The sequence below is a fragment of the Brevibacillus thermoruber 423 genome, assembly GCF_000454065.1.
Taxonomy (GTDB): domain Bacteria; phylum Bacillota; class Bacilli; order Brevibacillales; family Brevibacillaceae; genus Brevibacillus; species Brevibacillus thermoruber.
In genome coordinates, this window is sequence record NZ_KE695652.1 from 23,291 (window position 1) to 46,332 (window position 23,042).

A 23,042-nucleotide genomic window follows, 5' to 3' on the forward strand; every position below is an offset into this window, starting at 1 on the left:
CCCTGTCAACCGGCTGGACAAGGACACGTCCGGCCTGTTGATCGTCGCCAAAAACCAATGGGCCCACGAGCAGTTCAGCCGCATGCAGAAAGAGCGGACGCTGCACCGCTGGTACCAGGCGATCGTCGAGGGGGAGGTGGCCGAGGAGGAAGGCACGGTCGACGCTCCGATTGGCCTGCGCGACGATTCGATCATCGTGCGCGAGGTGCGGCCGGACGGCCAGCCGGCGGTCACCCGTTACCGGGTGCTGGCGAGGGGCGGCGGGATGAGCTGGCTGGAGCTGAAGCTGGAGACGGGTCGAACGCACCAGATCCGCGTCCACATGAGCCATCTCGGCCATCCGCTGGCGGGAGACGACCTGTACGGCGGCAGCCGGACCTGCATCGGTCGTCAGGCGCTGCACGCGGCCAGACTGTCGTTTGTCCATCCGCGCAGCGGGTGGGCGATGGAGTGGAGCGAACCGCTTCCGGCTGACATGCAGGAGCTGGCGGCTCGTGTTTTCGGACACCGGGACTAAACAGACAGACGTACGGCTCCCCTGACGCGCACAGGGGCGAGGGGAGCGTACGCGTCGGCAGAGAAGTGTCAAGATTCCGTCAATTTCCTCTGGCGAAAGGAAAGCGTTTCCGTTATGATGGGGATAGAGACAGACAAGAGAAGAGCGGCAGCACTTTACGATGGCTGGCTGTCTGCGGGGGAACGCCCGCAAGGTTTTCTTCGGTAGCGGACAGAGCCCAGCTTGCGCCCGACACCTGTCCTGACTTGCATTGGCAACAGCGGATTGCCCTGTTTTCGCATGCAGTCGGGACGGCTTGGGGGTAAGCTGGGCTTTTTGTGTGCCGTCCCTAGCCCGACAGGGGCGCCGGCGAGGGGCGGCGCTGCCAAAAAAGCGGAAGCGCAGGCATATGAACAATGGTGTGGCGAGGAGGGATGTACGTGAAACTGGTGTCGTATCGTCGCGGCGGGCAGGGAGACTGGCGGGCGGGTTTGTTTCGGAGCGGTTTCGTGATCGACATCGCGCAGGCGATTCCGGAGGCCCCTGCTTCCGTGCTGGACCTGCTGGACGAGTGGGAGCGCTGGCGGGAGCGGCTGGAGCGTCTGGACCACGAGGCGGACGCGGCTGCCTGCGCGGTGCCGGCGGAGCAGGCCGTGCTGGGTTCTCCCCTGCCCCGCCCCCGCAGCTTTCGCGACTTTTACGCGTTTGAGGCGCATGTCAGGACGGCGCGCGGCCGCCGCGGTCTGGATATGATCCCGGAGTGGTACCGCTTTCCCGTCTTTTACTTTTCCAACGCCGCCGCCTTCGTCGGCCCCGAAGCGGCGGTGAAGCGGCCCAAGGCGGCGCGCTGGCTGGACTACGAGCTGGAGGTGGCCTGCGTCATCGGTAAAGGGGGCGTGGACATTCCCGTCGAGCGGGCGGAGGAGCACATCGCCGGCTACTGCATCCTGAACGACTGGAGCGCCCGCGACGTGCAGCGTGAAGAAGTAAAGGTGGGGCTGGGGCCGGCGAAAGGAAAGGACTTCGCGACGTCGATGGGGCCCTGGCTGGTCACTCCCGACGAGCTGGAAGACGTCCGCATCCCCGGCGGGAGCGGGAGCCGGTACGATCTTGCCATGGTCGCCAGGGTAAACGGCGTGGAGTACTCGCGCGGCCGTTTTGCCGACATCCACTACACCTTCGCCGAGATGATCGCCCGGGCTTCCGCCGATTGTCCGCTCTATCCCGGCGATGTGATCGGCTCGGGCACGGTGGGCACCGGCTGCATCCTGGAACTGGGGCCAGAGCGCTGCCCGTGGCTGCAGCCGGGGGACGTGGTGGAGCTGGAAGTGGAGCGGCTGGGCGTTCTGCGAAACGTCATCACCGAATAAAGGTTCAGCAAAACACGAAAAGGAGGAAGGATTTGATGCCCTTTTACCATCGCATGGGGGACGTGCCGAAAAAGCGGCACACCACCTTTTACAAGCCGAACGGCGAGCTGTACCGCGAGCAAGTGATGGGCACCAAAGGCTTCTCCGGCATCCAGTCGATTTTGTACCACCATCATCCGCCGACACAGGTGCGCGCGACGCGCAGATACGGCGAGATGAAGCCGGAGTACGTGGAGCAGGCGGACCTCAAGCACCAGCATTTCAAAACCTTTGATCTGAAGGCCGGGGGCGATCCGGTTTCGGGCCGGCAGTACCTCTTGGGCAACAGTGACGTGGTGCTGGGCGTCTGCGCTCCGACCGAGCCGATGACGTATTTTTACCGCAACGCGGACGGGGACGAACTGCTGTTTGTCCACCAGGGGGAAGGGGAGCTGGAGACCATCTTCGGCACCATCTCCTACCGGCAGGGCGACTATCTGGTGATCCCGGTCGGCACCACGTACCGGGTCGTGCCGTCCGCCGCCAGCCGTTTTCTGGTGATCGAATCGCAAAGCGACATCGTGCCGCCCAAGCGCTACCGCAACGAGCACGGGCAGCTTCTCGAACACTCGCCGTATTGCGAGCGGGACATCCGCGCTCCTGAGCGGCTGGAGACGCACGTGGAAGAAGGCGAATTCGAGGTGCGCGTCAAGCGGCAGTCCGTCCTGTACAGCTACCTGTTTGACTTTCATCCCTTTGACGTGGTCGGCTGGGACGGCTACCTCTATCCGTACGCGCTCAGCATTCACGACTTTGAACCGATCACGGGACGGATTCACCAGCCGCCGCCGGTCCACCAGACGTTTGCCGGACAGAACTTCGTCGTCTGCTCCTTTGTGCCGCGGCTGTACGACTACCACCCGCAGGCGATTCCGGCGCCGTACTTCCACAGCAACGTGGAAAGCGACGAGGTGCTCTACTACGTGGACGGCCAGTTCATGAGCCGCAAAGGGATCTTTGAAGGCTCCCTCACACTGCATCCGATGGGCATCCCGCACGGTCCCCATCCCGGCAAGATCGAAGCGAGCATCGGCAAAACGGAAACCAGGGAACTGGCGGTCATGCTGGACACGTTCAAGCCGCTCAGGGTGACGCGCCAGGCGCTTGGCATCGAGGACCCGGACTACATGGCGAGCTGGCTTCCGCTCCGGGAGTAAACAGGAAAGGGGATTCGCATGGAAATCGACATCAGCGCCATCGGGCGCCAGGACAAATACAAGCTCTTGATCGGCGGGGTCGTGCCGAGGCCGATCGCCTGGGTCACGTCCCTCAGCGCAGACGGCGTGGTCAACGCCGCGCCGTTCAGCTACTTCAACGTGGCCAGCATCGATCCGATGTTGGTTTCCGTCGCGGTCATGCGCAGGCCGGGCAGCGTGATGAAAGACACGGCCCGCAACATCGCAGAGACGAAGGAATTTGTCGTCAACATGGCGGACGTGTTCAACGTGGACGCGGTCAATCAGACCTCCGCCGACTACCCGCCGGAGGTGAGCGAGGTGGCGGAGCTGGGGCTGACCGAACAGCCGTCCGCCGCCGTCCGCCCGCCGCGCCTGGGCGAGTCGCGCATTCATTTTGAGTGCCGGCTGCACCGCATCGTGACGCTGGGCGAGCCGGCTGCGGCCGACCTGATCATCGGCGAGGTGGTGCACGTCCACATCGACGATTCCCTCTACCAGGACGGCAGGATCGACATCGGCGCCTTCTCCCCCGTCAGCCGCCTGGCCGGCCACTGGTACGCTACGCTGGGCGAGTTGTTTGAACGGCCGCGGCCGATTTATCAACCGAAGCGGGAATAGACCGTTGGACTCTCCAACGGTCTGATTCATTGAGGTAAAGGCACGCTTCCGCCATTGTCACATAGACTGTGGTGGACCCTTCCGGGCAAAGCATAAAGGAGGAGTATGCGTGCAATTTCATTACGACGAAAAGATGCCGCTGCGGATCTTGGACGAGGGTGAGTTTTGGAAACTGCAGGAGAGTGAGCACACCACCGTGCTGCGCGAACTGGTGCCCAATCTGGAGGAGGAGTTCGTCCAGGCGCTCGCCGAGTGGGAGCAGGCGTTTTCCCAGACACAGGCGCTGTTTGTCCGCTACATCGAGGCGGTCATCCGTTCCGGCAACCGGGTGAATGATCAGCTCATGCGGCAAATCAGGGAGCTGGTCACGTTTGCCATGAACCAGAGCCAGCAGTTTATCGGCCTGCTGAATCAGATGGGCTTCACCAGTCCGGCGTTTCGCAGCAATCCCACGGCGCTGGCGGTGTTAAACCACATCCGCCGCGAATCGGAATACTTCATCGGCATTTCCGAAGCGCTGACGGCCAAGGCGCTGATCTAGCCCGCTGCTCCCAGCCGGGGCAGAGGAAGACGGCATCCGGCCGGAGCGGTCGATCGTACTCGCCGGCTGTTCCGGTGTTGGCGGGCGTCCCGTAGGGGGGCGTTCAGTTCCAGACCCTCATCCGCAGCGCGGACCTGACGAGGCCGTTTCATGCGGCAGGGACCGGAGGAAACCGGCGGCACCATCAGCCGGAAAAGCACAGGGGCCTCACGGGACGGAGCCGGCCTCCGTCCGGGGACGGAGGACAAATCCCCCTGGGGCCAGTTTTGGGCGTCCTTTCTTTCGGGTATCTTGGAAGTACCAGCAGAAACGGATACAGAGAGGAAGGAATGTCATGATGGAAAGACGTTTATACCGATCCCGCAGCGATAAACGCCTGTTTGGCGTGTGCGGAGGCATCGCCCAATTCCTGCGGGTGGATCCCACGCTGGTGCGTGTCGGGGTGGTGATTCTCACCGTGTTCACCGGCGTGCCGCTGTTGATTTACGCGCTGCTCGCGTTTATCATGCCAAAAGAGCCGGCCTGGCCGTACGGACACGACGCCTACGATCCGTACGATCCGCTGTTTGCCGGCCGAGGATACGGGTCCGACCTGGACAGCGAGATTGAGCGCCTGGAAAAACGGGCCCTGATGCAGGAAGTGCACCGCCTTCGCGCCGAATTGGCGAAATGGAAAGGGGTATAAGAAACCGGCAACATTTGCGTACTTCCTCATATCATGTAAGGTGGAACCTTTACATAGGGTGGGGAGGGGAAAGCAGTGTATCTCGGCGTGTTCGACATGAAGCAGAGGCTGGAACAGACCCGCAAGATTCTGCGGGAAAAACAGCATGTGAAGCGGTTGATTGAAGAGGACATCCGCGAACTGGAAAAAGACGTGCAGGAATTGGAAGCGCTTATGAACCGCTACGCGAACAGCGCGCAGCGCTAAACGCAAAACCCATAGGCCAAAAAGCGGCAGCCCCCTTGCTCAGGGAGCTGCCGCTTTTTTCGCAGCCGTCACTGCCGGGTCAACCGTCACTGCCGGGTCAGAATCACGGGACCGTCGGCGGTAATCGCGATCGTGTGCTCGTACTGGGCGGACAGCTTGCCGTCGCGGGTCCGGGCCGTCCAGCCGTCCTCGTCGATCTTGACGTGGTAGCTGCCCGCATTCAGCATCGGCTCGATCGTAATCACCATGCCTTCTTTCAGACGGGGGCCGCGTCCCGGCGGTCCGAAGTGGGGAATGTACGGCTCTTCATGCATCTGTTGGCCGATTCCGTGACCGGTGAAGTCGCGCACGACGGAATAGCCCTGCGCCTGGGCATAGCTTTGAATCGCGTGGGAAATGTCGCCGACGCGGTTGCCCGGGACAGCCTGTTCAATGCCCAGATAAAGCGCTTTTTCCGTCACCTGCAGCAACCGCTTCGCTTCGGGGGAGATGTTCCCCACGGCGTACGACCAGGCGGAGTCGGCCAGCCATCCGTTCAGGTTTACCACCATGTCGATCGTCACGATGTCGCCGTCTTTCAGCGGTTCCTTTGTGGGAAACCCGTGGCAGATGACGTCGTTGACGGAGGCGCAGGTGGCATAGGGGTAGCCCTGGTACCCTTTCTGCTCGGGAGTGGCTCCGTGTTCCGCGAGAAATTGCTCGACAAATTGGTCGATCTCCCAGGGAGTGATCCCCGGGCGAATCCGTTTGGCCAGAGCGCGGTGGCAGGCGGCGAGAATTTTGCCGGCCGCCCTCATCCGTTCGATTTCTTCGGGTGTCTTGAGGATAATCATTGGTTCTCTCCTTGTGTTCCGTTGTTCTCGTTATTAGTGTAGACCTCTTTGCCCTCGATTGCCACAGTCATTTCCGCGTGGTAGGATGGGGAAGAGACAGTGAAGATGGGGGTACTGGGCATGGACAAGTTTCAAGAGCACCTGGCTCACTACCAGGCTCATGTGAAGGAAGATCTGGAAAAGCGCGTGGCCTTTATCCGCGAGCAGATTGACGGACCCGGGCTGGGCGGCGCTGTCGTGGGCATCTCCGGCGGCATTGACAGTGCGGTAACCGCCGCTCTCTGCGTACGGGCGCTGGGCAGGGAGCGGGTGATCGGAGTGTGGATGCCGGCGTACTCTCAGGCCGTTCACGCGGAGGACGCCCAAAAGCTGGCGGACGCCATCGGTCTTCGGTTGGTGACCGTCGACCTCGGACCGGCGTACGACGCGATCGTGCCGGCGATCGAAAAAGTGCTTCCCCTTGACGACAAAACCAAAGGAAACACCAAGGCGCGGCTGCGCATGACCACGCTGTACGCGATTGCCAACCAAAAGGGCTATCTGGTGGTGGATACCTGCAACCGCAGCGAAATCCACGTCGGCTACATGACCAAGGGCGGCGACGGATTGGCCGACATCAATCCGGTGGCCAGCCTGACCAAGCACGAGATGCGCATTTTGGCGCGCGAACTGGGCGTGCCGGAGTCCATCCTGACCAAAGCGCCGTCCGCCGACCTGTGGGAAGGGCAGACGGACGAGAAGGAGATGGGCTTTTCGTACGAAGATCTGGACCGCCTGCTGATCACGGGCGAGACGGACCCGGAGGCCAAAAAGCGGATCGATTACCTGCACCGGATCTCCGAACACAAGCGGCGTCCGATGCCGGAAATTTAGACAGGGGGCAGTGGAATCACCGCGGACGTCGGTGCCTCTCCGTTCGGCGGCTGTCTGTTCGCGGCCGCGCATCGGCCAGAAAAGGCAGGAGAAAAGGGGAAGTCGTTGATTCTTCGCCCTGTTTGTACGATAATAGAAGGTATGCACGGATCTCTTTAGGAAAGAGGTGGAACAGATGTCGACAACAGAACTGATGCTGAAAACGTCTCTGGAAGGACGCGTGTTGCGGACCCTGCAGGCTTACTTCCGCCGTCCCAACGACGTGTTGATCCGCGAAAGCCTGTGGGCTAACGGCCTGTCTCACGAGCAGGTGGACGTTACCATGAATCTGCTGCAGCAAAACCTGACCGTTGCCGAAATCATGGAACAACTGCGGGAAAAGGGCTTTTTCGCGTAACCCTGTGACAAAGCGCTTCGATTGACGGCCCGCTTGCGCCAGCCGGCTGCCGTCAACGTCAAAAAAAGAGACCGGGTCGACAAAACTGTCGGAACCGGTCTTGTTTTTTTCGGATCCATCCCGCTTAGGGGGACGCGCCCCGCTCTCCGGCTTACGGCGTCTGCCGTTTGGCAAGCGAGCGGCGGGCCCGCTTTCGCCGGTACCACTGCAGGGCGGAGTAGACGAGGAAATAGCTGCCGATGGCGACGACGAAACCCATGATCGCGCTGCCGGTAAAATAGGCGAGCCCTTTTTCCTTCATCCAGGCGATCCAGTTCGCCCACGGCTCGTTGTTGTGCTTCAGATGTTCATGCAGCGGTCTGCCGATGATGGAGTAGCCCAGTTTGAAATTCAGCACCATGAAGATTGGCAGGATCATTTTTCCGATCACGAAGCCGATCAATCCGGCGGGCAAACTGCAGCGAAACAGCTTTACCAGCGGAAACAGCAGGAGAAACGCCAGACCAAAGGTAGGCAGGGTGATGAACTCAACAAAAATGCCGACGGAGAATCCCCGGGCGACAAAAGAGGGCGCCCCTTTCATCCGGATCAGCTTGTAGTACTCGTATTTCAACTTGCGGTAGATTTTTTTCCACATGCTGGCTTGTCCCTCATTTATCCCATTTCCATACTCCCACTCATTATAGCGAAAAGCGAGTGGGAAAGCCACGGCGCGAACCCTTAAAATTCGTCATTTTTTGACAACGGGCCAAAAAAAGGCGTCAAACCTTTGTCGTGGCGCGGGTGGGCGCTCTGCCTGCCGCATACCGAAAAATCTTTCCAGCAAAACGGCGCGCGTGCCTGGCGCGGCCAACCACTGTCCGAGAAGCTGCTCCCGCCCTCCTTGGAAATGAATCACAGCCATTTGTCCCCCGCCTTTTCTTTTGGCATAATGAATGGAAAGAGGGGACTAGCTCGAAATGTGGTGAAAACATCTTGAATGAAATCGTAACAGTTTTTGGCGGATACATCTCGCAATACGGGTACGGCGCCTTGTTTGGCCTGTTTTTTCTGGGAATTCTCGGAATGCCCCTGCCGGAGGAAACGCTCCTGGTCTTTTCCGGGTTTCTCGTCTCCACCGGCCAGTTGAAGTACGTCCCCACGTTTCTCGTCTGTTTTCTGGGGTCCATAACGGCGATGACCACGGCGTACTGGATCGGCAGGACGCTGGGATTCGCCTTTGTCGAGCGGTACGGGAAGCGATTCGGCCTGGGCTACGCGCTTTACCGCAAGACGGAAGACTGGTTTAACCGCGTGGGCAAGTGGGCGCTGCCGCTCGGCTACTTCATTCCCGGCGTCCGCCAGTTTACCGCCTATTTTGCCGGCATCACCCGGCTTCCGTTTCCGACGTTCATGCTGTATACCTACACGGGGGGCTTGTTCTGGAGCGCCCTGTTCGTCACTGTCGGCTGGCAGTTGGAAGAGCGCTGGGAGGAACTGTTCGCGCTGATCGCGCGCAACCTGGCAGTCTTCTTCCTGACCCTGCTTGCCGTCATCGCCTTCTGGTCCTACTGGCGCAAGCGCAAGGCGGCCGCAAAAACGAAACGGGAGGAATTGCCATGAACGAAGAGCAGCGCCATCAAGACGAACGGCTGCGCGACGAGCGGATGCCCGCCGTCCGGCGGCCATCCGAGCCGGTGCCGGTGAAACTGCCAGAGCAGCACCAGCGCTTTTACGACAAGCTGCGGGCGAAGATCGAGGCCTTCATTCGCGAAAAGGGAGGCAGCGAAAAGGCAGCCGCGTACATCCTGCTGGCACCCGATCTGTTTGTGCTGCTGGCACGGCTGTTGCTGGACAAGCGCGTCGGCGTTCAGGCGAAAGCGGTGGCCGGGATTGCCGTGGCCTATTTCATCACGCCGATCGACTTCATACCGGAAGCCTTGACGGGCACCTTCGGACTGCTCGATGACGTCGTGCTGGCGGTGTACGCGCTGCGGCGCATCCTCGTCGACGTGGACGAGGCGATCGTGCGCGAACACTGGAACGGGGAAGAGGATCTGCTGCAGGTGATTACCAAGGTGGTCAAATCGGCTGACGAGCTGGTCGGCAAAAAACTGGTGCGCAAGATCGAAGAAACCCTGTTTCGCAAAAAATAGACGAGGAAGGGCAAACAGATGAGATATCTGCTTGATTATCAAGAGGGAGAACGGGTTGTCACGTTTTGTCTGGTAAAGAGCAAAGAGGTGGGCGTCGCCAGCAACCAGAGCGAATACCTCAACCTGGAGCTGGGGGACCGCTCCGGCACGATTGCCGCCAAACTGTGGGATGTCACCCCGGAACTGAAGGAAGCCATCCAGGTGAAATCCGTCATCAAAATCGACGCGACGGTGCAGGTCTACCGGGGGAAAAAGCAGTTGGTCATCCAGCGGGTGCGGCTCGCGTCCTCGGCCGACGAAGTGCTGATGGAGTCGCTGGTGCCGGTCTCGCCGATCCCCGCCGACGAGCTTTGGGAGAAGCTGCAGCAGGCGGTTCGCGGGATCAAAAGCGAGTCGCTGCGCGCGATCGTGACGGAGGCGCTCGCCGACGAAGAGATCGGCGGACGCCTGCGCTGCTATCCGGCCGGTGTGCGCATGCACCACAACTACTACCACGGCTTGTTGGAGCACATCGTCTCGCTCCTGGCCGCGGCCGAGCGGCTGCTGCCGCTCTACCCCCAGGTGGACCGGGACGTGCTGTACGCCACGTGCATTCTGCACGACATCGGCAAGCTGTACGAGCTGTCTGACCCGATCGCGCCCGACTACACCACCCCCGGGCAGTTGATCGGCCATTTGGTGATGGGAGCGGAGATCGTCAGCGGCATCTGCCGCAAGCGGGGAATTCCCCTCGGAGATCCCGAAGTGCTGCATCTGAAGCACTGCATCCTGAGCCATCACGGCGATGTGGAAAACGGGTGGGGCAGCGCCGTCTCCGGCAAGACGCCCACAGCCGTGCTGTTCCACTATCTCGACCAGATCGACAGCAAGATGAACGCCCTGGGCCAGGCGCTGGCCGAGATGGGGGACGAGGAGTGGGCCTACGCCGGCGCCTTGAGGCGAAAGGTGTGGCGGGGCTATTAAAATCGACGAGTCAGGCAAAAGCGACTGCCGCTTGCGCAAGCCGGAGGTGCGGAGCGTGCAGTCTGTGCTTCCTTGCTGGGCGTAAACTGGGCCGCGCCGAACGCGAGCGTTAGCTTGTGTTCGGTGGGGAAAGCACGGAGCGGATGCCGGAAACGTGCTTCTCCCCTCAGCAGTTACTTTGTCTACACACTGACGAGCGGATCGGATCCGCTCGTTTTTTTCATTTTTGAAACAGACCGAATAGACAATCACTTTTGGCCGCAGTAGGATTTTTCCCGCAGGTGTCGAATACCCATCTTGATTCCCATTTGCTTGGCAGACCATTGCCAATAGCGTAGAAGGAGTAAGTTTATGAAACGGCCAACCTATACCCTGTCGAGTATCATCAAAAAGGTGTTTCGGTCTGGCGAACGCTCCCTTCCCCGCGAGGAGATCTGTTCCCGTCTGGAAGCGAGCGGGCTGATAACCGGCTTCGGCATGGACGGCAGCGCCCTGCTCGCCAAGGTGCTGCGGATGGATCAGTCACCGGTGCGGGTTGGGCGTTCCGAGGCGATCATCGAATTGACCTACCAGCCCCATCAACTGTTTGATCTGGCGTACCGTTTTGTGCGTGATACCCATACGCCCAAAACGTTGGAACAAATAGCGGCAGAGCTTCGCCGCCAGACCCAGTTCGGCTGGAATCAGATCATGCGCATGCTGCAGTTGGAGCGGGATCCCCGCTTCGTCCAGTACCAGGGCGATGCCCGCTGGTTTCTGGCGGAGTGGACGCTGGCCAACGACCAGGTGTACGCGTTCTGCCGCGCCAACGGCATCACCCAGGTGGCGGCCCGTTCCGTTCACCATTTTCTGGAGCAGGAAGCGGGCGTGGCGGTCGACGCGATGTTTTTGCCGGCGCTGGACGACCGGTTTCGTCTGGACGGCGAGACCTTGTACATAATCGCCCGCGACGGCGACGAAGAGGAAAAGCATGCCGGTCTGGAAGCGGCCGCAGCCGTGGAGACAGCGGAAGAAGCGGAGCCGGACGCAGATCCTGCAGAAGCAGGCCAAACAGCCGCCGGTACGATAGACGCGGGGCTGTCCGACGATTCCCGGCCGCAGCCCACGGACGCGCAGCAGGGACGCGAGGAGCAGCGCGAACGAAACGAAACACACCCCCATCACGAAGTACACGAGCAACTTCACTTTGAGGAGGAACTGTCCATGAATACCGTACAAAACCAATCGGTTCTTGAAGAAGTGCAGCAACTGCTTCGCCAGGCGCTGGGACGTCTGGAGGCACGCAGTGCGGAGATGGCCCAGGAAGTGGTGGCCCATTTTCAGCAAAGCAACATGCAGGCGATAGAAGTGCTGATGAAAGAGAAACATAAAAACGAGCAGATCGCACTTGGCATTCAGCAAGTGCTGGCGGCTGCGGAACAGCAATGAGCGATCTGGAGGCCATGATCCGGTTTGAGCAGAGGTTTTCCTTGCTGCGCAAGATCATCGCGCGTTATCGGATTCGCCTACAGGAAATGGAACGGGAAGTGGTGGAACTGTTCGCCGCGAATCAGCTTTCCGCCATCGCCGACTGCATGAGCGAAAAGCAGCGCATCGTCGCGCTGATAAACCGGCTGGAGCAGTTTATCGCCCAGTGGGAGTCGTCCGCAGAGGCGGGCATCGCTCATGACCGAAACGAGAACACTTGAACACCTGATAAGAAATGCGGTATATATAGGGGGATTGCGCTAGATTCCCCGCGCATGCCGCGGCGGGAATGAAAGGAGATCCAAACCCCTTATGTCTGTAGGAAGAAATGATCTTTGCCCCTGTGGAAGCGGGAAAAAATACAAAAAATGCTGTGGGATCGTGACGCCGATCACGGAGCTGCGCAGCCGACACGAACAAAAGCTGCAGAAGGAGTACGCAGCCTGGGTGGAACGGCTGAACCACTTCGTCGCCGGCCAGGTCAGCAGCGAAACGGTTCAAAAGGCACGGGAGCGCTTTGCCGCGGACGTCGGGCTGTCGGATGAGAGCGTCATGCAGCCGGAGTGGGCGGCCCACTTTTTCAACTGGTTCGTCCTTGACGTCAAGACCAACGGCGAAACCGTGCTGGAAAGCTACCTGAAGCAGCACGGCCGCCGGATGGACCCGGATCTGCGCCGCTCCTTCACCCGCCTGCACCTGAACGCCTACGAGATCGTGCAGGTGGAACGGGACGTGCTGACGGTCCGCCATCCGCTCAGCGGCGAGACGCGCTATGTGCTGAGAACCAGCCCCCTGAACATGCAGCCTGGCCAGATCATTGTGGGCCGTTTGCTCAATCTGGGGCTCCGTGATCTTTTGTTCGCGGGCAGCATCATCCTGCAGCCGCATGTAAAGCCCGCGTTGGTGGAGTGGTTGGGCGAACATCCGGAAGTGGTGGAAGCGGCGGCCGACTCCGGAAAGCGCACCTACACCACCTCGCTGTACCGATTCATCGTCGCCTTTGGCGAGTCGGAGGGCGGCAGCCGCAGCGCCGGCCTTACCCGGCGCATCTACGCGATTCCGCACATGGACCGGCTTCGTCAGGCGATCGATTCGCAGCGGGCGTTTGAGTTGAAAAAGCGGGAAGGCAGCCGGGAAATCTGGGTGTACGCCCCGCGCAAGGAAGAGCATCTCTTTCCGGCGCTCAAGGATGCGCTCTTGGAGCTGTACGAGGTGCAGGCCGAAGTGATCCTGCAGGACAAAACGGCATGGGTGGAAGGCTATCCGGCGCAGCTTGACGAAGTGGCGTCGCTGTTGCAGCTTCCCGGCGAAGCCGCCGAGGAAGAGATTCGCGTGCTGACGTCCACCGGTTCCAAGCTGGCGAAAGGCACGCTGTTTGTCACCAGCGAGCCGATGCTGCCGTCCAACGTTCTGCAGTGGGCGATGCGCGCCTATTTTACGGAAAAGTGGCTCGTGACCCCGCATGAAGCCTTGGACGGTCTGGCTCCCACGCTGGCAGCCGCCTCCGCAAGCGAGCCGCTGCAACACAAGCTCCGGGAACTGATCGATCACCTGGAGCGGGACGGCCAGTCCGGCCAGGGTCTGGCCCGGCTCATCCACCTGGATACGCTCAAGCCGCGGCTGGCGCTGCCGAACGACACCCTGCACGTGGCCAACCTGCTCAGCCGTCCCCTGATCGAAGGACTGCCGGAGAGCGTCTATACGGTGCAGCCGGAGCGGCTGGCCGACATCAACCGCTTTGTGGTGGAAATGACCGAGGGCAAGTCGGAAGCGACGGTCAAGAAGTACGACGAAGCGATGAGCAACTTCCGCACCTTTGTCCGCAGCGCGTTTGGCCCGTCCTTTTCCTGGGAGCAGCTTCGGCAGGAAGACGTGGCGTACTTCCTCGTCCACGACATCTTTACCCGCGTGGACGCGGCGACCAAGACGCTGGCCGGCAACCTCTTGTCGGTGCTGATGGCCTTTTTCAAGTGGCTGGACAAGCAGTACGGCACGGCGATTGCCGCCGCCATGCAGCCGCTGTTCGGCGAGTTGAAAGAGGCGCTGCCGGAGGCGTACCGCCTGCGCGGCCTCCTGGAAAAAGAGGCGCACCAGCATCTGTTTGGCGCTGACGGGCCCAAGCAGGTGGCGGAAGAACACCTCGTGCTGATCGGCCGGGAAACAGACGGTTGGCTGGTGAAACGGCCGGGCGGCGAAACGATCCGGCTGTCGCTTGCCGCAGAGGCGGCCGACGCGCTGGCGCCCCATTGGACGATCGCCGGGCTGATCGGCCAAACCAAGGACGGCACCTGGTGTCTGTACGGGACACCCGAGCTGTATCCGCCGGCTGTATCCCAACTGCTGGGTGTCACTACCAGCGTTCCCGTGTAACCCGCATCACAGCAGAAAAAATCCCCCGAGGGCAGAACGCCCCGGGGGATTTCGCTTTTGCGGCGCCGCTTTCGTGTCCCGCGCTCACTGTTCGCCGCGCGCCCAGGCACGCAGGGTCTGATCCTTGGGCAGAAGCAGGCCGAGGGCGCCGATCAGCGGCATGAGCGAGCAGAGCGTGATGACGGACGCAATGCCGTACAGGTCGGCCAGGTACCCAAGCACCAGCGCGCCCATGCCGCCCATGCCAAAGGCCAGGCCGATGATCAGGCCGGAGACGGTGCCGATGCGTCCCGGCAGCAGTTCCTGGGCGTAGACGACGGTGACGGAAAAGCTGGACAGCATGACCAGACCGCTGAGGAACAAGGCAGGATAAATCCAGAAACCGGACACGTACGGTGTCAGGAGCGTCAGCGGCAGAGCGCCGAGCGTGGAGACGATCAGCAGGTTGCGTTTGCCGAACCGGTCGGCAATCGGGCCGCCCAAAAAGGTGCCGATCGCGCCCGCGAGCAGGAAGCCGAACACGCAGAACTGCGCGCTGTCATAGCTCATGTGCCGGGTGTCCATCAGGTAAAACTGGTAGAAGCTCTGGTAGCCCGCATTCATCCAGGAACGGATGCTGACGATCAGGACCAAGAGGCCCAGGGCGACCAGGCGCTTGTTGCGGTGGGTGTAGGCGATGGCCGCGGCGACCGCTTTTTTGGCGCGCTGCTGTCCCTGGTACCAGAGAGCGACGTACACCAGCACCGCACTGGCGGCAGCCGCCGGGACCAGAAACCACATTGCGCCCGGCTGGCCCAACTGTTTGAAGATCAAAATGGTCATCAGCGGCGCGAGCGCCTGGCCGGCATTGCCCCCCACCTGAAAAATGGACTGTCCCAATCCCCGGCGGGAGCCGGAGGCGTGGTGGGCGACCCGCGAGGCTTCCGGATGAAAGACGGCCGAACCGATGCCGACGCAGGCGACGGCGAGCAGCACGACGTAGTAATTGCTGGCGAGGGCCAGCGCCAGCATGCCGAGCCCGGAGACCAAGAGGGCGACCGGCGGCATGTACGGCCGCGACTTGCGGTCAGAAATGTACCCGACGACCGGCTGGAGAACGGAGGACGTCAGGTTCATTACCAGCAGGATCATGCCCACCTGGGTATACGTCAGGGCCAGGTTGGCTTCGAGAACAGGCAGCAGGGCGGGAATGACCGCCTGCAGGCTGTCGTTCAGCAGGTGGACGAGGCTGATCGCAAACAACATGCGGTACACCGTGGGAGCGGCATGTACCGCCACAGAAGCGTTAACACTGCCGGTATGGGCACTCATAGGGTCATCTCCGTGATCGTTTTTGCTCTTAAATGTAGCACTGTTTGCGGCGGCCGTCACTACTGAACACCGATCATATGCCGACTCGGCATACACGTGCACGCGGACGCCCATTCCATCTCCGGTAGGGAAAAACAGGATGGTGTCGAATGAGTAAGGGAACTCATTCAGACAGGGAATGGCGACGAGGGAGGGCTGCTGAAATGCTGGGAAGCATGAAGGAATACTGGGTGTGCGCAGGGGGAGCCAACGTGGACGTGCAGGGGATCACATCCGCCGGACTGCTGCCGGGAACGAGCAATCCGGGCACCGTACGCCAGACGGCGGGCGGAGTGGCGCGCAACGTGGCTGACCACCTGGCGCGGCTGGGAGAAGAAGTGCTGCTGTTCGCGCTGGTCGGCGAAGATGCGGAAGGGGAATGGCTGCGCCAGACAACGGCGCAGAGCGGCGTGGCGACCAACGGGATGGTCCGCGTTCCCGGCGGCAGGACGGGGCGCTATCTGGCCATCCGCGCCGCCGACGGCGAACTGCTCGCGGCCATCTCCGACATGGCGGTGAACGAGGCGTGGACGGAGCAGATGGTGGAGGACGGCGTGAAGCGGCTGCAGCAGGCATCCGGCCTGTTTCTGGACGCCAACCTGCCGCAGCCGGTCATCCGCCGTTTTGTGGAGGAAGGGAAGCGCCTGGGCAAACCTGTCGCGGCCGATCCCGTCTCCGTGAAAAAAGCGGAGCGGTGGCGGGGGCTTTTGAACGGCGTCAAGCTGATCGTCATCGGCACGGACGAGCTGGAAGTGCTGACGGGGAAGCCCGCGGCCTCGGCCGATGGCGCGGAAGCGGCAGCCCGCCTGCTGCTCAACGAGGGAGTCGAGCAGGTGATGGTGCTGTGCGGCGAAAACGGCCTGTATCTGTGCCGGCAGACGGAGTCGCTCTGGCTGCCGCAGCCCGATTGCTCACTGCGCGAAACCGCCAAGGATGCGTTTGCGGCGGGCGTGCTCGCTGTCCTGGGAAAAACCGAATCGCTCGCCGAGCAGGCGGCTTTTGGCGTGGCCGTGGCGGAACGGGCGGCCGCCTCGCTGCCGCTCGATCACGAAGCGCTGCGGCAGCGGACGGCAGCCTACGCGGCACAAGCGCGGGATGCCGTCGGCCGGGAATGAGACGCGGCGGTGTGACGTACACTATCCGGTAGCTTCAGTGAGGAGGAGTGTACATGGAAAAGAAGTCCAACGATCTGAACGGCAAGCAGGAAAGCCGCGTGCGGCACGGCGGAGACGCGCACCGCTCGACGCAGAAGCCGCCCGAAGGCCCCGTCCAGGGGTTCAGCCAGGCGCCGCAGGGGCGTCAATAAATCCATCCAATTGTTCAAAAGGAACCGCTCCCCCATCGACAGCCGATCGGGGGAGTTTCACGTTATGGTAACATTTTTCTACAAAAACGGACAGAGATGTGGTATAATACTGAAGTCAGAGTATTACTATTAGGAAGAAATATGCGGTGCTTCTTGTCGAAAAGCACTTTTCTTGTTTTTTTCAATCTTTTCACAACTTTTGCCCAAGCAAACAAGGAGTTCGATACATATGCCTGAAACTGTCGCAAGAACGCGCGCTTCCGCGCAGAAGAAAAAGCCGGCGCGCCGACGCAGACTGCGCAGGCGGCTGTTTTTGTTCAGCTTGTTCATGCTGCTGATGATCGGCGGCGCGGCCGGCGCGGTTTACTGGAAGATCGATCAAACGCTGGATACCGTAACACAACCGCAGGACGACTTTGCGCCGCTGGCTTCAAACACGGACCCTACCTACCATTCCGACAAGCCGCTGTCGTTTATCATTCTCGGCCGGGATACGCGCCCGGAGACAGGGACGATGAATACGGACGTGATGATCGTCGCCGTCGCCAACCCGGCGACGAAAAAAGTGACCATGGTGTCGCTCCCGCGGGATACCCGGGTAAAGATTCCGGGGTACCGGGACTACCATAAAATCAACGCGGTCTACGCCAACGGGGAGGCGGAGCGCCGGCAGGCGGAGCGGAACAACCAAACGCCGACGGAAGACGGCATTTCGCTGACGAAAAAGACGCTGACGGAACTGCTGGGCATTCCGATCCAGCACTACGTCGCAGTCGACTTTGAAGGCTTCAAGGCGGTCATCGACGAGCTGGGCGGCATTGAGGTCAACGTCGACCGCAAGCTGGTGTACGACGATCCGACGGACGGCACCCACATCAACCTAGAGCCCGGCCTGCAGCTCCTGAACGGCGAGCAGGCGCTGGGCTACGTCCGCCATCGGCACGACAACCGCGGCACCAAATACTTTTCCACCGACTTTGACCGCAACCGGCGCCAGCAGGAGGTCATCCGCGCTGTCGTGGACAAGACCACTTCGCTGGACGGCTTGACGAAAATCTTCAAAATCATGGACGTAGGCGCGAAGCATATCCATACCGATCTGTCCAAAGAGCAGATCAAGGGGCTCGCCTACGATTTCAAGGGGTTCAACTCCTCTTCCCTGGTCACGCTGGATAACGGGGCGTACTGGAAAGGTGGGTACACCTACCTGCCCAGGGAAAACCTGAACGCCATCCGAACCGCCCTGCAGACGGAAATGGGCCTGTCGGGAAGTGTCGTCGCCCAGTTGAACGACTCCCCCGTACTGGAAAGCGACGAAGAGACGGTGACCGTCAGCAGCAAACCGCGCAAAAAGAGCACAACCGCGACGGTGGAGACGGCTGCGCCGGCGACCCCGCCAGCCAAGCCGAAGCCGAGCGCGGAAACGCCATCCAAGGCACCGGCCGAAACCGAGCCGCAGCCGGAAACAGGCGCAGCGCCGCCGCCGGACATTATTCCGCCGGCGACGGGACAGGAAGGCACGCCGTCGTCCAATCCCGTGCCTGCGCCGGCGACGGGAACCACTCCGCCGCCGGACATCGCGCCGCCGGGAAGCAGCCAGCAGCAGGAAGCGACAACTGTCGATCCGTCCGGCAAGCCGATCAGCAGTTCGTAGTCACCACAATACCATGTCAATACCAAGCAGAAAAACACCCGGGAGACCGGGTGTTTTTTGCTGGCGGAAGACGATGCCATTTTCGGCACACAAAAAGTTTTTTTGCAAAATAAACGCACAAGGTGGTTTAAAAACACCAAAACCATGGTAGAATAATAATATACTGATAAGACAGATCATTCAGACAATATGCTGACGGGAGGGATTTGGATGACGATTTTTTTAGTCAACCTGTTTCTGGTGATCGCGTTCGTATACCTGATCAGCCGCCAACAAAACGAAGAAATCATTTACGATGAAGATTTTTTTCTCCAGAACCCCTCAGCCTTGGAAGAGTATCAACAAATGCCGATCGACTTTCAGCAGGCGTTTTTCCGGAAGCATAAAGAGTGGATCAAGGAAAAGTACATGCGCGGTGAGAGCTACGTCCTCGCCTTTTGTCCCAATAAAGAAGTCCGGCGCGCCTGGCTGACGGAGTTCGTGAACCAAAAAAACGTCAAGAATACCCCGACCCCTTCCTCGTGAAGGGGTTTTCCGCTGCCCGGGCGGGCGTGATATACTGCAGAGGAAAGAGCCACAGCAAGACAGGAGGAGCATGTTCGTGTTGCAGCGCATGATGGAAGCATTGGATCAAGCACTCTCGGGCCACGGGGTGATCCGCGACGTGATCCTGCGGACGGAGCATTCCCTGCTGGAGGACGAGGAGACGCGGGAGATCATGGTGTACGTGACAGCTACGGCGGAGGAGTCCGAACAGCCGCTCGCGACCGTGCATCTGTTTCCGCTGCCCGACGGTGCCGCCTGCGAAGTGGAGGCGGAGATCGCCTATCCCGGAGCGGGTGAGGCAGAGGCGGCCGCCCGTCTGTGGGAGCGGGCGCGGGCGATCGTGCCGGAGGTCTCCCTGACGGAAAAGCGGCGCAGTCTCAAGCCGGGCGTTCCCGCCGAGCGCGGCGTGACGCTCGATTTTCACTTCGTGGTGGAAGGGCCGGAAACGAATGAAGCAAACGTACGGTGTCGGCAGGCCCTGGATCGCTTCGCGGCCGACCTGGGCAGATTGCTCCGGCTGTAAACAGGCCGGAGCGAGCAGGAAAACCGGTCGTGCCCGCCGAAATGATGGGAAACCAAAATGAATGAGCATTCATTCGATTTGTCAGGAGGGGGCACAAATGGAAACAAAACGCGTCTGGGAACCGATTCGCATCGGGGGGATCACCCTGCCCAACCGCATCATGATGGGCTCCATGCACGTTGGGCTGGAAAAGCTGGAGGGCGGCGTGCGGCGGTTGGCCGCGTTTTACGCAGCGCGGGCCCGCGGAGAGGCAGGCCTGATCGTCACCGGAGGGGCCGCCGTCCGGCCGGAAGGCGGTATGGGCGAGCAGTATTGCAGCGTCTGTCGGGATGAGCACATCGGGCCGTTGAGGGTGATCACCGAAGCCGTGCATCAGGCGGGAGGCAAAATCGCCCTGCAGCTCTTTCACGCCGGGCGTTACGCTTATCGGGAAGCCACCGGCCTGGAGCCGGTCGCGCCATCACCGCTGCAGGCGCCGATCAATCGGACGAGGCCGCGTGCGCTGACCGGCGAAGAAATCGACATGACGGTGCAGGCGTTTGCCGACGGCGCGGTGCGGGCGCGGAAAGCCGGTTTTGACGCGGTGGAAATCATGGGCTCCGAAGGATACTTGATCAATCAATTTCTTTCACCGGTCACCAACGTGCGCGACGATGAGTGGGGCGGCGACTTTGAACGGCGGGCCCGCTTCGGCGTGGAGGTGATGAGACGCGTCCGGGAGGCGGTCGGCCCCGATTATCCGGTGATCTTTCGCATGTCCGGGCTGGACTTGATCCCCGACAGCACGACGATGGACGAGACGCTGCGGTTTGCCCGCATGCTGCAGGAGGCAGGGGCCGACGCCCTCAACATCGGGATCGGGTGGCACGAATCGCGGGTGCCGACGATCGGGATGATGGTGCCGCGCGGCGCGTATGTGTGGGTGGCCCGCCTGGTGAAGGAAGCGGTGACGATTCCCGTCATCGCCAGCAACCGCATCAACGACGTACGCCACGCCGAAGCGATCCTGCGGGACAACTGCTGCGACATGGTTTCCATGGCCCGCCCCCTTTTGGCCGACCCGGATATCATCCGCAAGAGCCGGGAAGGGCGCTTTGACGAAGTCAACACCTGCATCGCCTGCAACCAGGCCTGCCTCGATCACGTGTTCGAGGGAAAAACGGCGTCCTGTCTGGTCAATCCGGCGGCCGGCCGGGAAGAGGAATGGACGCTGTCCCCCGCCTCCGTCGCGAAAAGGGTGGCCGTCGTGGGAGCGGGACCGGCCGGACTGGAAGCGGCCCGCGTGCTGGCAGAGCGCGGTCACCAGGTGGTCCTGATGGAAAAACGGCCGCAGATCGGCGGCCAGCTCAATTACGCGCGGCAGGTGCCGGGCAAATCGGAATTTAACGAAACGCTCCGCTATTACCGGACGCAGCTCGGCCTGCTCGGAGTGGAGATCCGGCTGGGCGTGGAAGCACAGGCGGAAGCGCTGCTCGCCGAAGGATTTGACGAGGTGGTGGTGGCCACGGGCGTCATCCCGCGGCGGCCGGAGATTCCCGGCATTGATCTGCCGCACGTGGTCAGCTACGCTCACGTGTTTGAAAAGCAGGCGGATGTCGGGCGGCGCGTGGTGATCATCGGGGCGGGGGGCATCGCCTGCGACCTTTCCCACCTGCTGGTCCAGGACGACAGCGTCTCACCGCAGACCGCCCGCTACCTGCTGGAGTACGGCATTCTCAACGCCGAGGAGGTGCATCGCCTGCAGCAGAGCGGCAGACAGGTGCGGATGCTCCGCCGCGGTCGGCACGTGGGCACCGGATTGGGCAGGACGACGCGCTGGGCGGTGCTGGCCAATCTCAAGCGGCACGGCGTCGAGATGCTGACCCAGGTGGAGTACAAGGAGATTACGCCGGAGGGCGTGCGCATCGTCCACGCCGGCGAAGAGCGGCTCCTTCCCGCGGACACGGTGGTGGTCGCGGCGGGCGGCATCCCGGACAACCGATTGTACGAAGCGCTGAAAGGACGGCTGCCGGTGCACCTCATCGGGGGCGCCAAAGAGGCGGGAGAGCTTGACGCCAAGCGGGCGATTTACGAGGGAGCGCTCATCGGCAGATCGATTTGAGGGAGGCGCCCTGCTTTCGCATGGAAGGGGCCTGATGTCGGGTTATGGGATCTTTTGTCGAAAGACTTTCATTTGGACATGAATTTTTGCAAAATGAAAGTACGCTGTTCAAATTCAGTTGAATGGGGGCACTCGCCTTGATGAATCACAATGGCATTCTGCTGGGAAAACGGCACTTTCTCTACTCATCCGAGCGGGTGGTGGAAGTGGAGGGCTGGACGTTCACGATTGCCCCGGGGTTTAAGGTGATTGCCGGCGGAAGCGCCAACCCGCTGCAAACGTTGATCAGCATATACCGCGGAAGTGAGAAGGTCGCGCAGCTTGTGCTCAGCCATAAACGCCACGACTCGGATTTGGCGGTCCAGGCGGTGTCCAGTGACGTTCTGTTGGAAATGTCTCCGGCCACACGCACGGTCAGCGTAGCAGAAAAACAGTAGGGCACCCTTTACGGGGTGCTCTTTCACGCTTCCCGCATTTGCGCAAAAACACGAGGAGGCTGGTACCATGCAATTGACGAACATGCAGGCAGGCGCATTTTCCCTGACGTGGCTGCGGGGAGGGCTGACGCAGCTTGACGGAGGCGCGATGTTTGGCGTGGTTCCCAAACCGCTCTGGAGCAAGCGATATCCGCACAACGATCTCAACCAGATACCGCTGCGGGCGGATCCGATTCTGGTGGAAGGCGGCGGCAAAATCATCCTGATCGAGTCAGGCCTGGGCAACGGCCGGCTGACGGACAAGCAGAAGCGCAACTTTGGCCTGCTGGAGGAGTCGCAGGTGACGGAATCGCTGGCGGCCAAGGGATTGACGCCGGCAGACATCGACATCGTACTGATGACCCACATGCATTACGACCATGCCAACGGGCTTGTTTCCTGGCAGGACGGCCGGCTGGCCTCGACGTTTCCGCGGGCGGTCATCTACGTCCAGGAACAGGAATGGGCGGAGATGCGCGAGCCCAACATCCGCTCCCGCAACACCTATTGGGAGGACAACTGGAAGCCCATTCAGGATCAGGTGCAGACGTACGGCGACACGCTGGAGGTGCTGCCCGGCATTTCGCTGCACCACACCGGCGGACACAGCCAGGGACATGCGATCGTCCGCATCGAAAGCGGCGGTCAACTGGTGCTGCATCTGGCCGACCTCCTGCCGACGCACGCACACCAGAACTCCCTGTGGGTGATGGCCTACGACGACTACCCGATGACCTCCATTTTCGCCAAGGAAACATGGATCAAGGAAGGGATCCGGCAAGGCGCCTGGTTCACGTTTTACCACGACGTCAAGTACCGGGCGGTGAAATGGAACGAGCAGGCGGACATAACAGATTGCATTGAAGTGGAATAAG

General features: G+C 61.1%; 26 protein-coding genes. 23 read left to right on the forward strand and 3 right to left on the reverse strand.

Annotation, left to right across the window (positions count from 1 at the left end):
- The 7 genes from M516_RS25995 to M516_RS25635 form a co-directional block, all read left to right on the forward strand.
- On the forward strand, positions 1-517 hold a 517-nt coding region (locus M516_RS25995), incomplete at its 5' end, for an RluA family pseudouridine synthase (RefSeq protein WP_238550982.1).
- A gap of 419 nt (positions 518-936) precedes the next feature.
- A complete protein-coding gene (locus M516_RS0114555; RefSeq protein WP_029099775.1) occupies positions 937-1,866 on the forward strand; it encodes a fumarylacetoacetate hydrolase family protein in 930 nt (309 codons plus the stop codon).
- Positions 1,867-1,901: 35 nt separating this feature from the next.
- Positions 1,902-3,062: a homogentisate 1,2-dioxygenase gene (locus M516_RS0114560; protein WP_029099776.1), complete on the forward strand. Its 1,161-nt coding sequence runs from the start codon at positions 1,902-1,904 to the stop codon at positions 3,060-3,062.
- 18 nt (positions 3,063-3,080) lie between these two features.
- Positions 3,081-3,701: a flavin reductase family protein gene (locus M516_RS0114565; RefSeq protein WP_029099777.1), complete on the forward strand. Its 621-nt coding sequence runs from the start codon at positions 3,081-3,083 to the stop codon at positions 3,699-3,701.
- A 109-nt stretch (positions 3,702-3,810) separates the two neighbouring features.
- A complete protein-coding gene (locus tag M516_RS0114570; RefSeq protein ID WP_029099778.1) occupies positions 3,811-4,242 on the forward strand; it encodes a DUF2935 domain-containing protein in 432 nt (143 codons plus the stop codon).
- 334 nt (positions 4,243-4,576) lie between these two features.
- Complete coding sequence (locus M516_RS0114575) at positions 4,577-4,927, forward strand: PspC domain-containing protein (protein ID WP_029099779.1); 351 nt, start codon at positions 4,577-4,579, stop codon at positions 4,925-4,927.
- Positions 4,928-5,002: 75 nt separating this feature from the next.
- A complete protein-coding gene (locus tag M516_RS25635) occupies positions 5,003-5,173 on the forward strand; it encodes a hypothetical protein (protein ID WP_162836732.1) in 171 nt (56 codons plus the stop codon).
- Between the two features lie 86 nt (positions 5,174-5,259).
- On the opposite strand, the gene map is transcribed toward M516_RS25635, so the two are convergent.
- Positions 5,260-6,006, reverse strand: coding sequence for a type I methionyl aminopeptidase (map, locus tag M516_RS0114585; protein ID WP_029099780.1), 747 nt, complete (start codon positions 6,004-6,006; stop codon positions 5,260-5,262).
- A gap of 120 nt (positions 6,007-6,126) precedes the next feature.
- On the opposite strand from map, the gene nadE reads away from it, so the two are divergent.
- Positions 6,127-6,879 carry an NAD(+) synthase gene (gene nadE / locus M516_RS0114590; RefSeq protein ID WP_029099781.1) on the forward strand — a complete coding sequence of 251 codons (753 nt, stop codon included), beginning with the start codon at positions 6,127-6,129 and terminating at the stop codon, positions 6,877-6,879.
- Positions 6,880-7,054: 175 nt separating this feature from the next.
- Positions 7,055-7,276 (forward strand): hypothetical protein, encoded by a 222-nt coding sequence (locus M516_RS0114595; protein WP_029099782.1) that lies wholly within the window; start codon positions 7,055-7,057, stop codon positions 7,274-7,276.
- 151 nt (positions 7,277-7,427) lie between these two features.
- On the opposite strand, the gene M516_RS0114600 is transcribed toward M516_RS0114595, so the two are convergent.
- A complete protein-coding gene (locus M516_RS0114600) occupies positions 7,428-7,913 on the reverse strand; it encodes a DUF2062 domain-containing protein (protein ID WP_029099783.1) in 486 nt (161 codons plus the stop codon).
- A 338-nt stretch (positions 7,914-8,251) separates the two neighbouring features.
- On the opposite strand from M516_RS0114600, the gene M516_RS0114610 reads away from it, so the two are divergent.
- From M516_RS0114610 to M516_RS0114635, 6 genes are all read left to right on the forward strand, one after another.
- Entirely contained in the window at positions 8,252-8,878 is a 627-nt protein-coding gene (locus M516_RS0114610; RefSeq protein WP_029099784.1) for a DedA family protein, read from the forward strand.
- Positions 8,875-9,411 (forward strand): YkvA family protein, encoded by a 537-nt coding sequence (locus M516_RS0114615; RefSeq protein ID WP_029099785.1) that lies wholly within the window; start codon positions 8,875-8,877, stop codon positions 9,409-9,411. The genes M516_RS0114610 and M516_RS0114615 overlap by 4 nt, the downstream gene beginning before the upstream one ends.
- 18 nt (positions 9,412-9,429) lie before the next feature.
- Positions 9,430-10,374 carry a 3'-5' exoribonuclease YhaM family protein gene (locus tag M516_RS0114620; RefSeq protein WP_029099786.1) on the forward strand — a complete coding sequence of 315 codons (945 nt, stop codon included), beginning with the start codon at positions 9,430-9,432 and terminating at the stop codon, positions 10,372-10,374.
- Between the two features lie 351 nt (positions 10,375-10,725).
- The gene (locus M516_RS0114625) at positions 10,726-11,802 is read left to right on the forward strand and encodes a hypothetical protein (RefSeq protein ID WP_029099787.1); all 1,077 of its coding nucleotides are present in this window, start codon (positions 10,726-10,728) and stop codon (positions 11,800-11,802) included.
- Positions 11,799-12,062, forward strand: a complete 264-nt coding sequence (locus M516_RS23555) for a hypothetical protein (RefSeq protein ID WP_044897784.1) — start codon at positions 11,799-11,801, stop codon at positions 12,060-12,062. Before M516_RS0114625 ends, M516_RS23555 begins: the two co-directional genes overlap by 4 nt.
- 43 nt (positions 12,063-12,105) lie before the next feature.
- The gene (locus M516_RS0114635) at positions 12,106-14,211 is read left to right on the forward strand and encodes a YecA family protein (RefSeq protein WP_420796325.1); all 2,106 of its coding nucleotides are present in this window, start codon (positions 12,106-12,108) and stop codon (positions 14,209-14,211) included.
- An 84-nt stretch (positions 14,212-14,295) separates the two neighbouring features.
- Here the strand turns inward: M516_RS0114635 and M516_RS0114640 are convergent, their stop codons facing one another.
- Positions 14,296-15,522 carry an MFS transporter gene (locus M516_RS0114640; protein WP_029099789.1) on the reverse strand — a complete coding sequence of 409 codons (1,227 nt, stop codon included), beginning with the start codon at positions 15,520-15,522 and terminating at the stop codon, positions 14,296-14,298.
- 203 nt (positions 15,523-15,725) lie between these two features.
- On the opposite strand from M516_RS0114640, the gene M516_RS0114645 reads away from it, so the two are divergent.
- The 8 genes from M516_RS0114645 to M516_RS0114680 all read left to right on the forward strand — a co-directional run bounded on the left by M516_RS0114645 (position 15,726) and on the right by M516_RS0114680 (position 23,041).
- The gene (locus M516_RS0114645) at positions 15,726-16,676 is read left to right on the forward strand and encodes a carbohydrate kinase family protein (protein ID WP_029099790.1); all 951 of its coding nucleotides are present in this window, start codon (positions 15,726-15,728) and stop codon (positions 16,674-16,676) included.
- Between the two features lie 53 nt (positions 16,677-16,729).
- Positions 16,730-16,867 carry a hypothetical protein gene (locus M516_RS25640; RefSeq protein ID WP_162836717.1) on the forward strand — a complete coding sequence of 46 codons (138 nt, stop codon included), beginning with the start codon at positions 16,730-16,732 and terminating at the stop codon, positions 16,865-16,867.
- 229 nt (positions 16,868-17,096) lie between these two features.
- Positions 17,097-18,521: an LCP family protein gene (locus M516_RS0114655; RefSeq protein ID WP_029099791.1), complete on the forward strand. Its 1,425-nt coding sequence runs from the start codon at positions 17,097-17,099 to the stop codon at positions 18,519-18,521.
- A 210-nt stretch (positions 18,522-18,731) separates the two neighbouring features.
- Positions 18,732-19,046, forward strand: a complete 315-nt coding sequence (locus M516_RS0114660) for a hypothetical protein (RefSeq protein WP_029099792.1) — start codon at positions 18,732-18,734, stop codon at positions 19,044-19,046.
- Positions 19,047-19,122: 76 nt separating this feature from the next.
- Positions 19,123-19,590: a hypothetical protein gene (locus tag M516_RS0114665; protein ID WP_029099793.1), complete on the forward strand. Its 468-nt coding sequence runs from the start codon at positions 19,123-19,125 to the stop codon at positions 19,588-19,590.
- A gap of 97 nt (positions 19,591-19,687) precedes the next feature.
- Positions 19,688-21,691 (forward strand): oxidoreductase, encoded by a 2,004-nt coding sequence (locus M516_RS0114670; RefSeq protein ID WP_029099794.1) that lies wholly within the window; start codon positions 19,688-19,690, stop codon positions 21,689-21,691.
- 140 nt (positions 21,692-21,831) lie between these two features.
- Positions 21,832-22,128: a hypothetical protein gene (locus tag M516_RS0114675; protein WP_029099795.1), complete on the forward strand. Its 297-nt coding sequence runs from the start codon at positions 21,832-21,834 to the stop codon at positions 22,126-22,128.
- Between the two features lie 67 nt (positions 22,129-22,195).
- Positions 22,196-23,041 carry a YtnP family quorum-quenching lactonase gene (locus tag M516_RS0114680; protein ID WP_029099796.1) on the forward strand — a complete coding sequence of 282 codons (846 nt, stop codon included), beginning with the start codon at positions 22,196-22,198 and terminating at the stop codon, positions 23,039-23,041.
- Position 23,042: the final 1 nt, after the last annotated feature.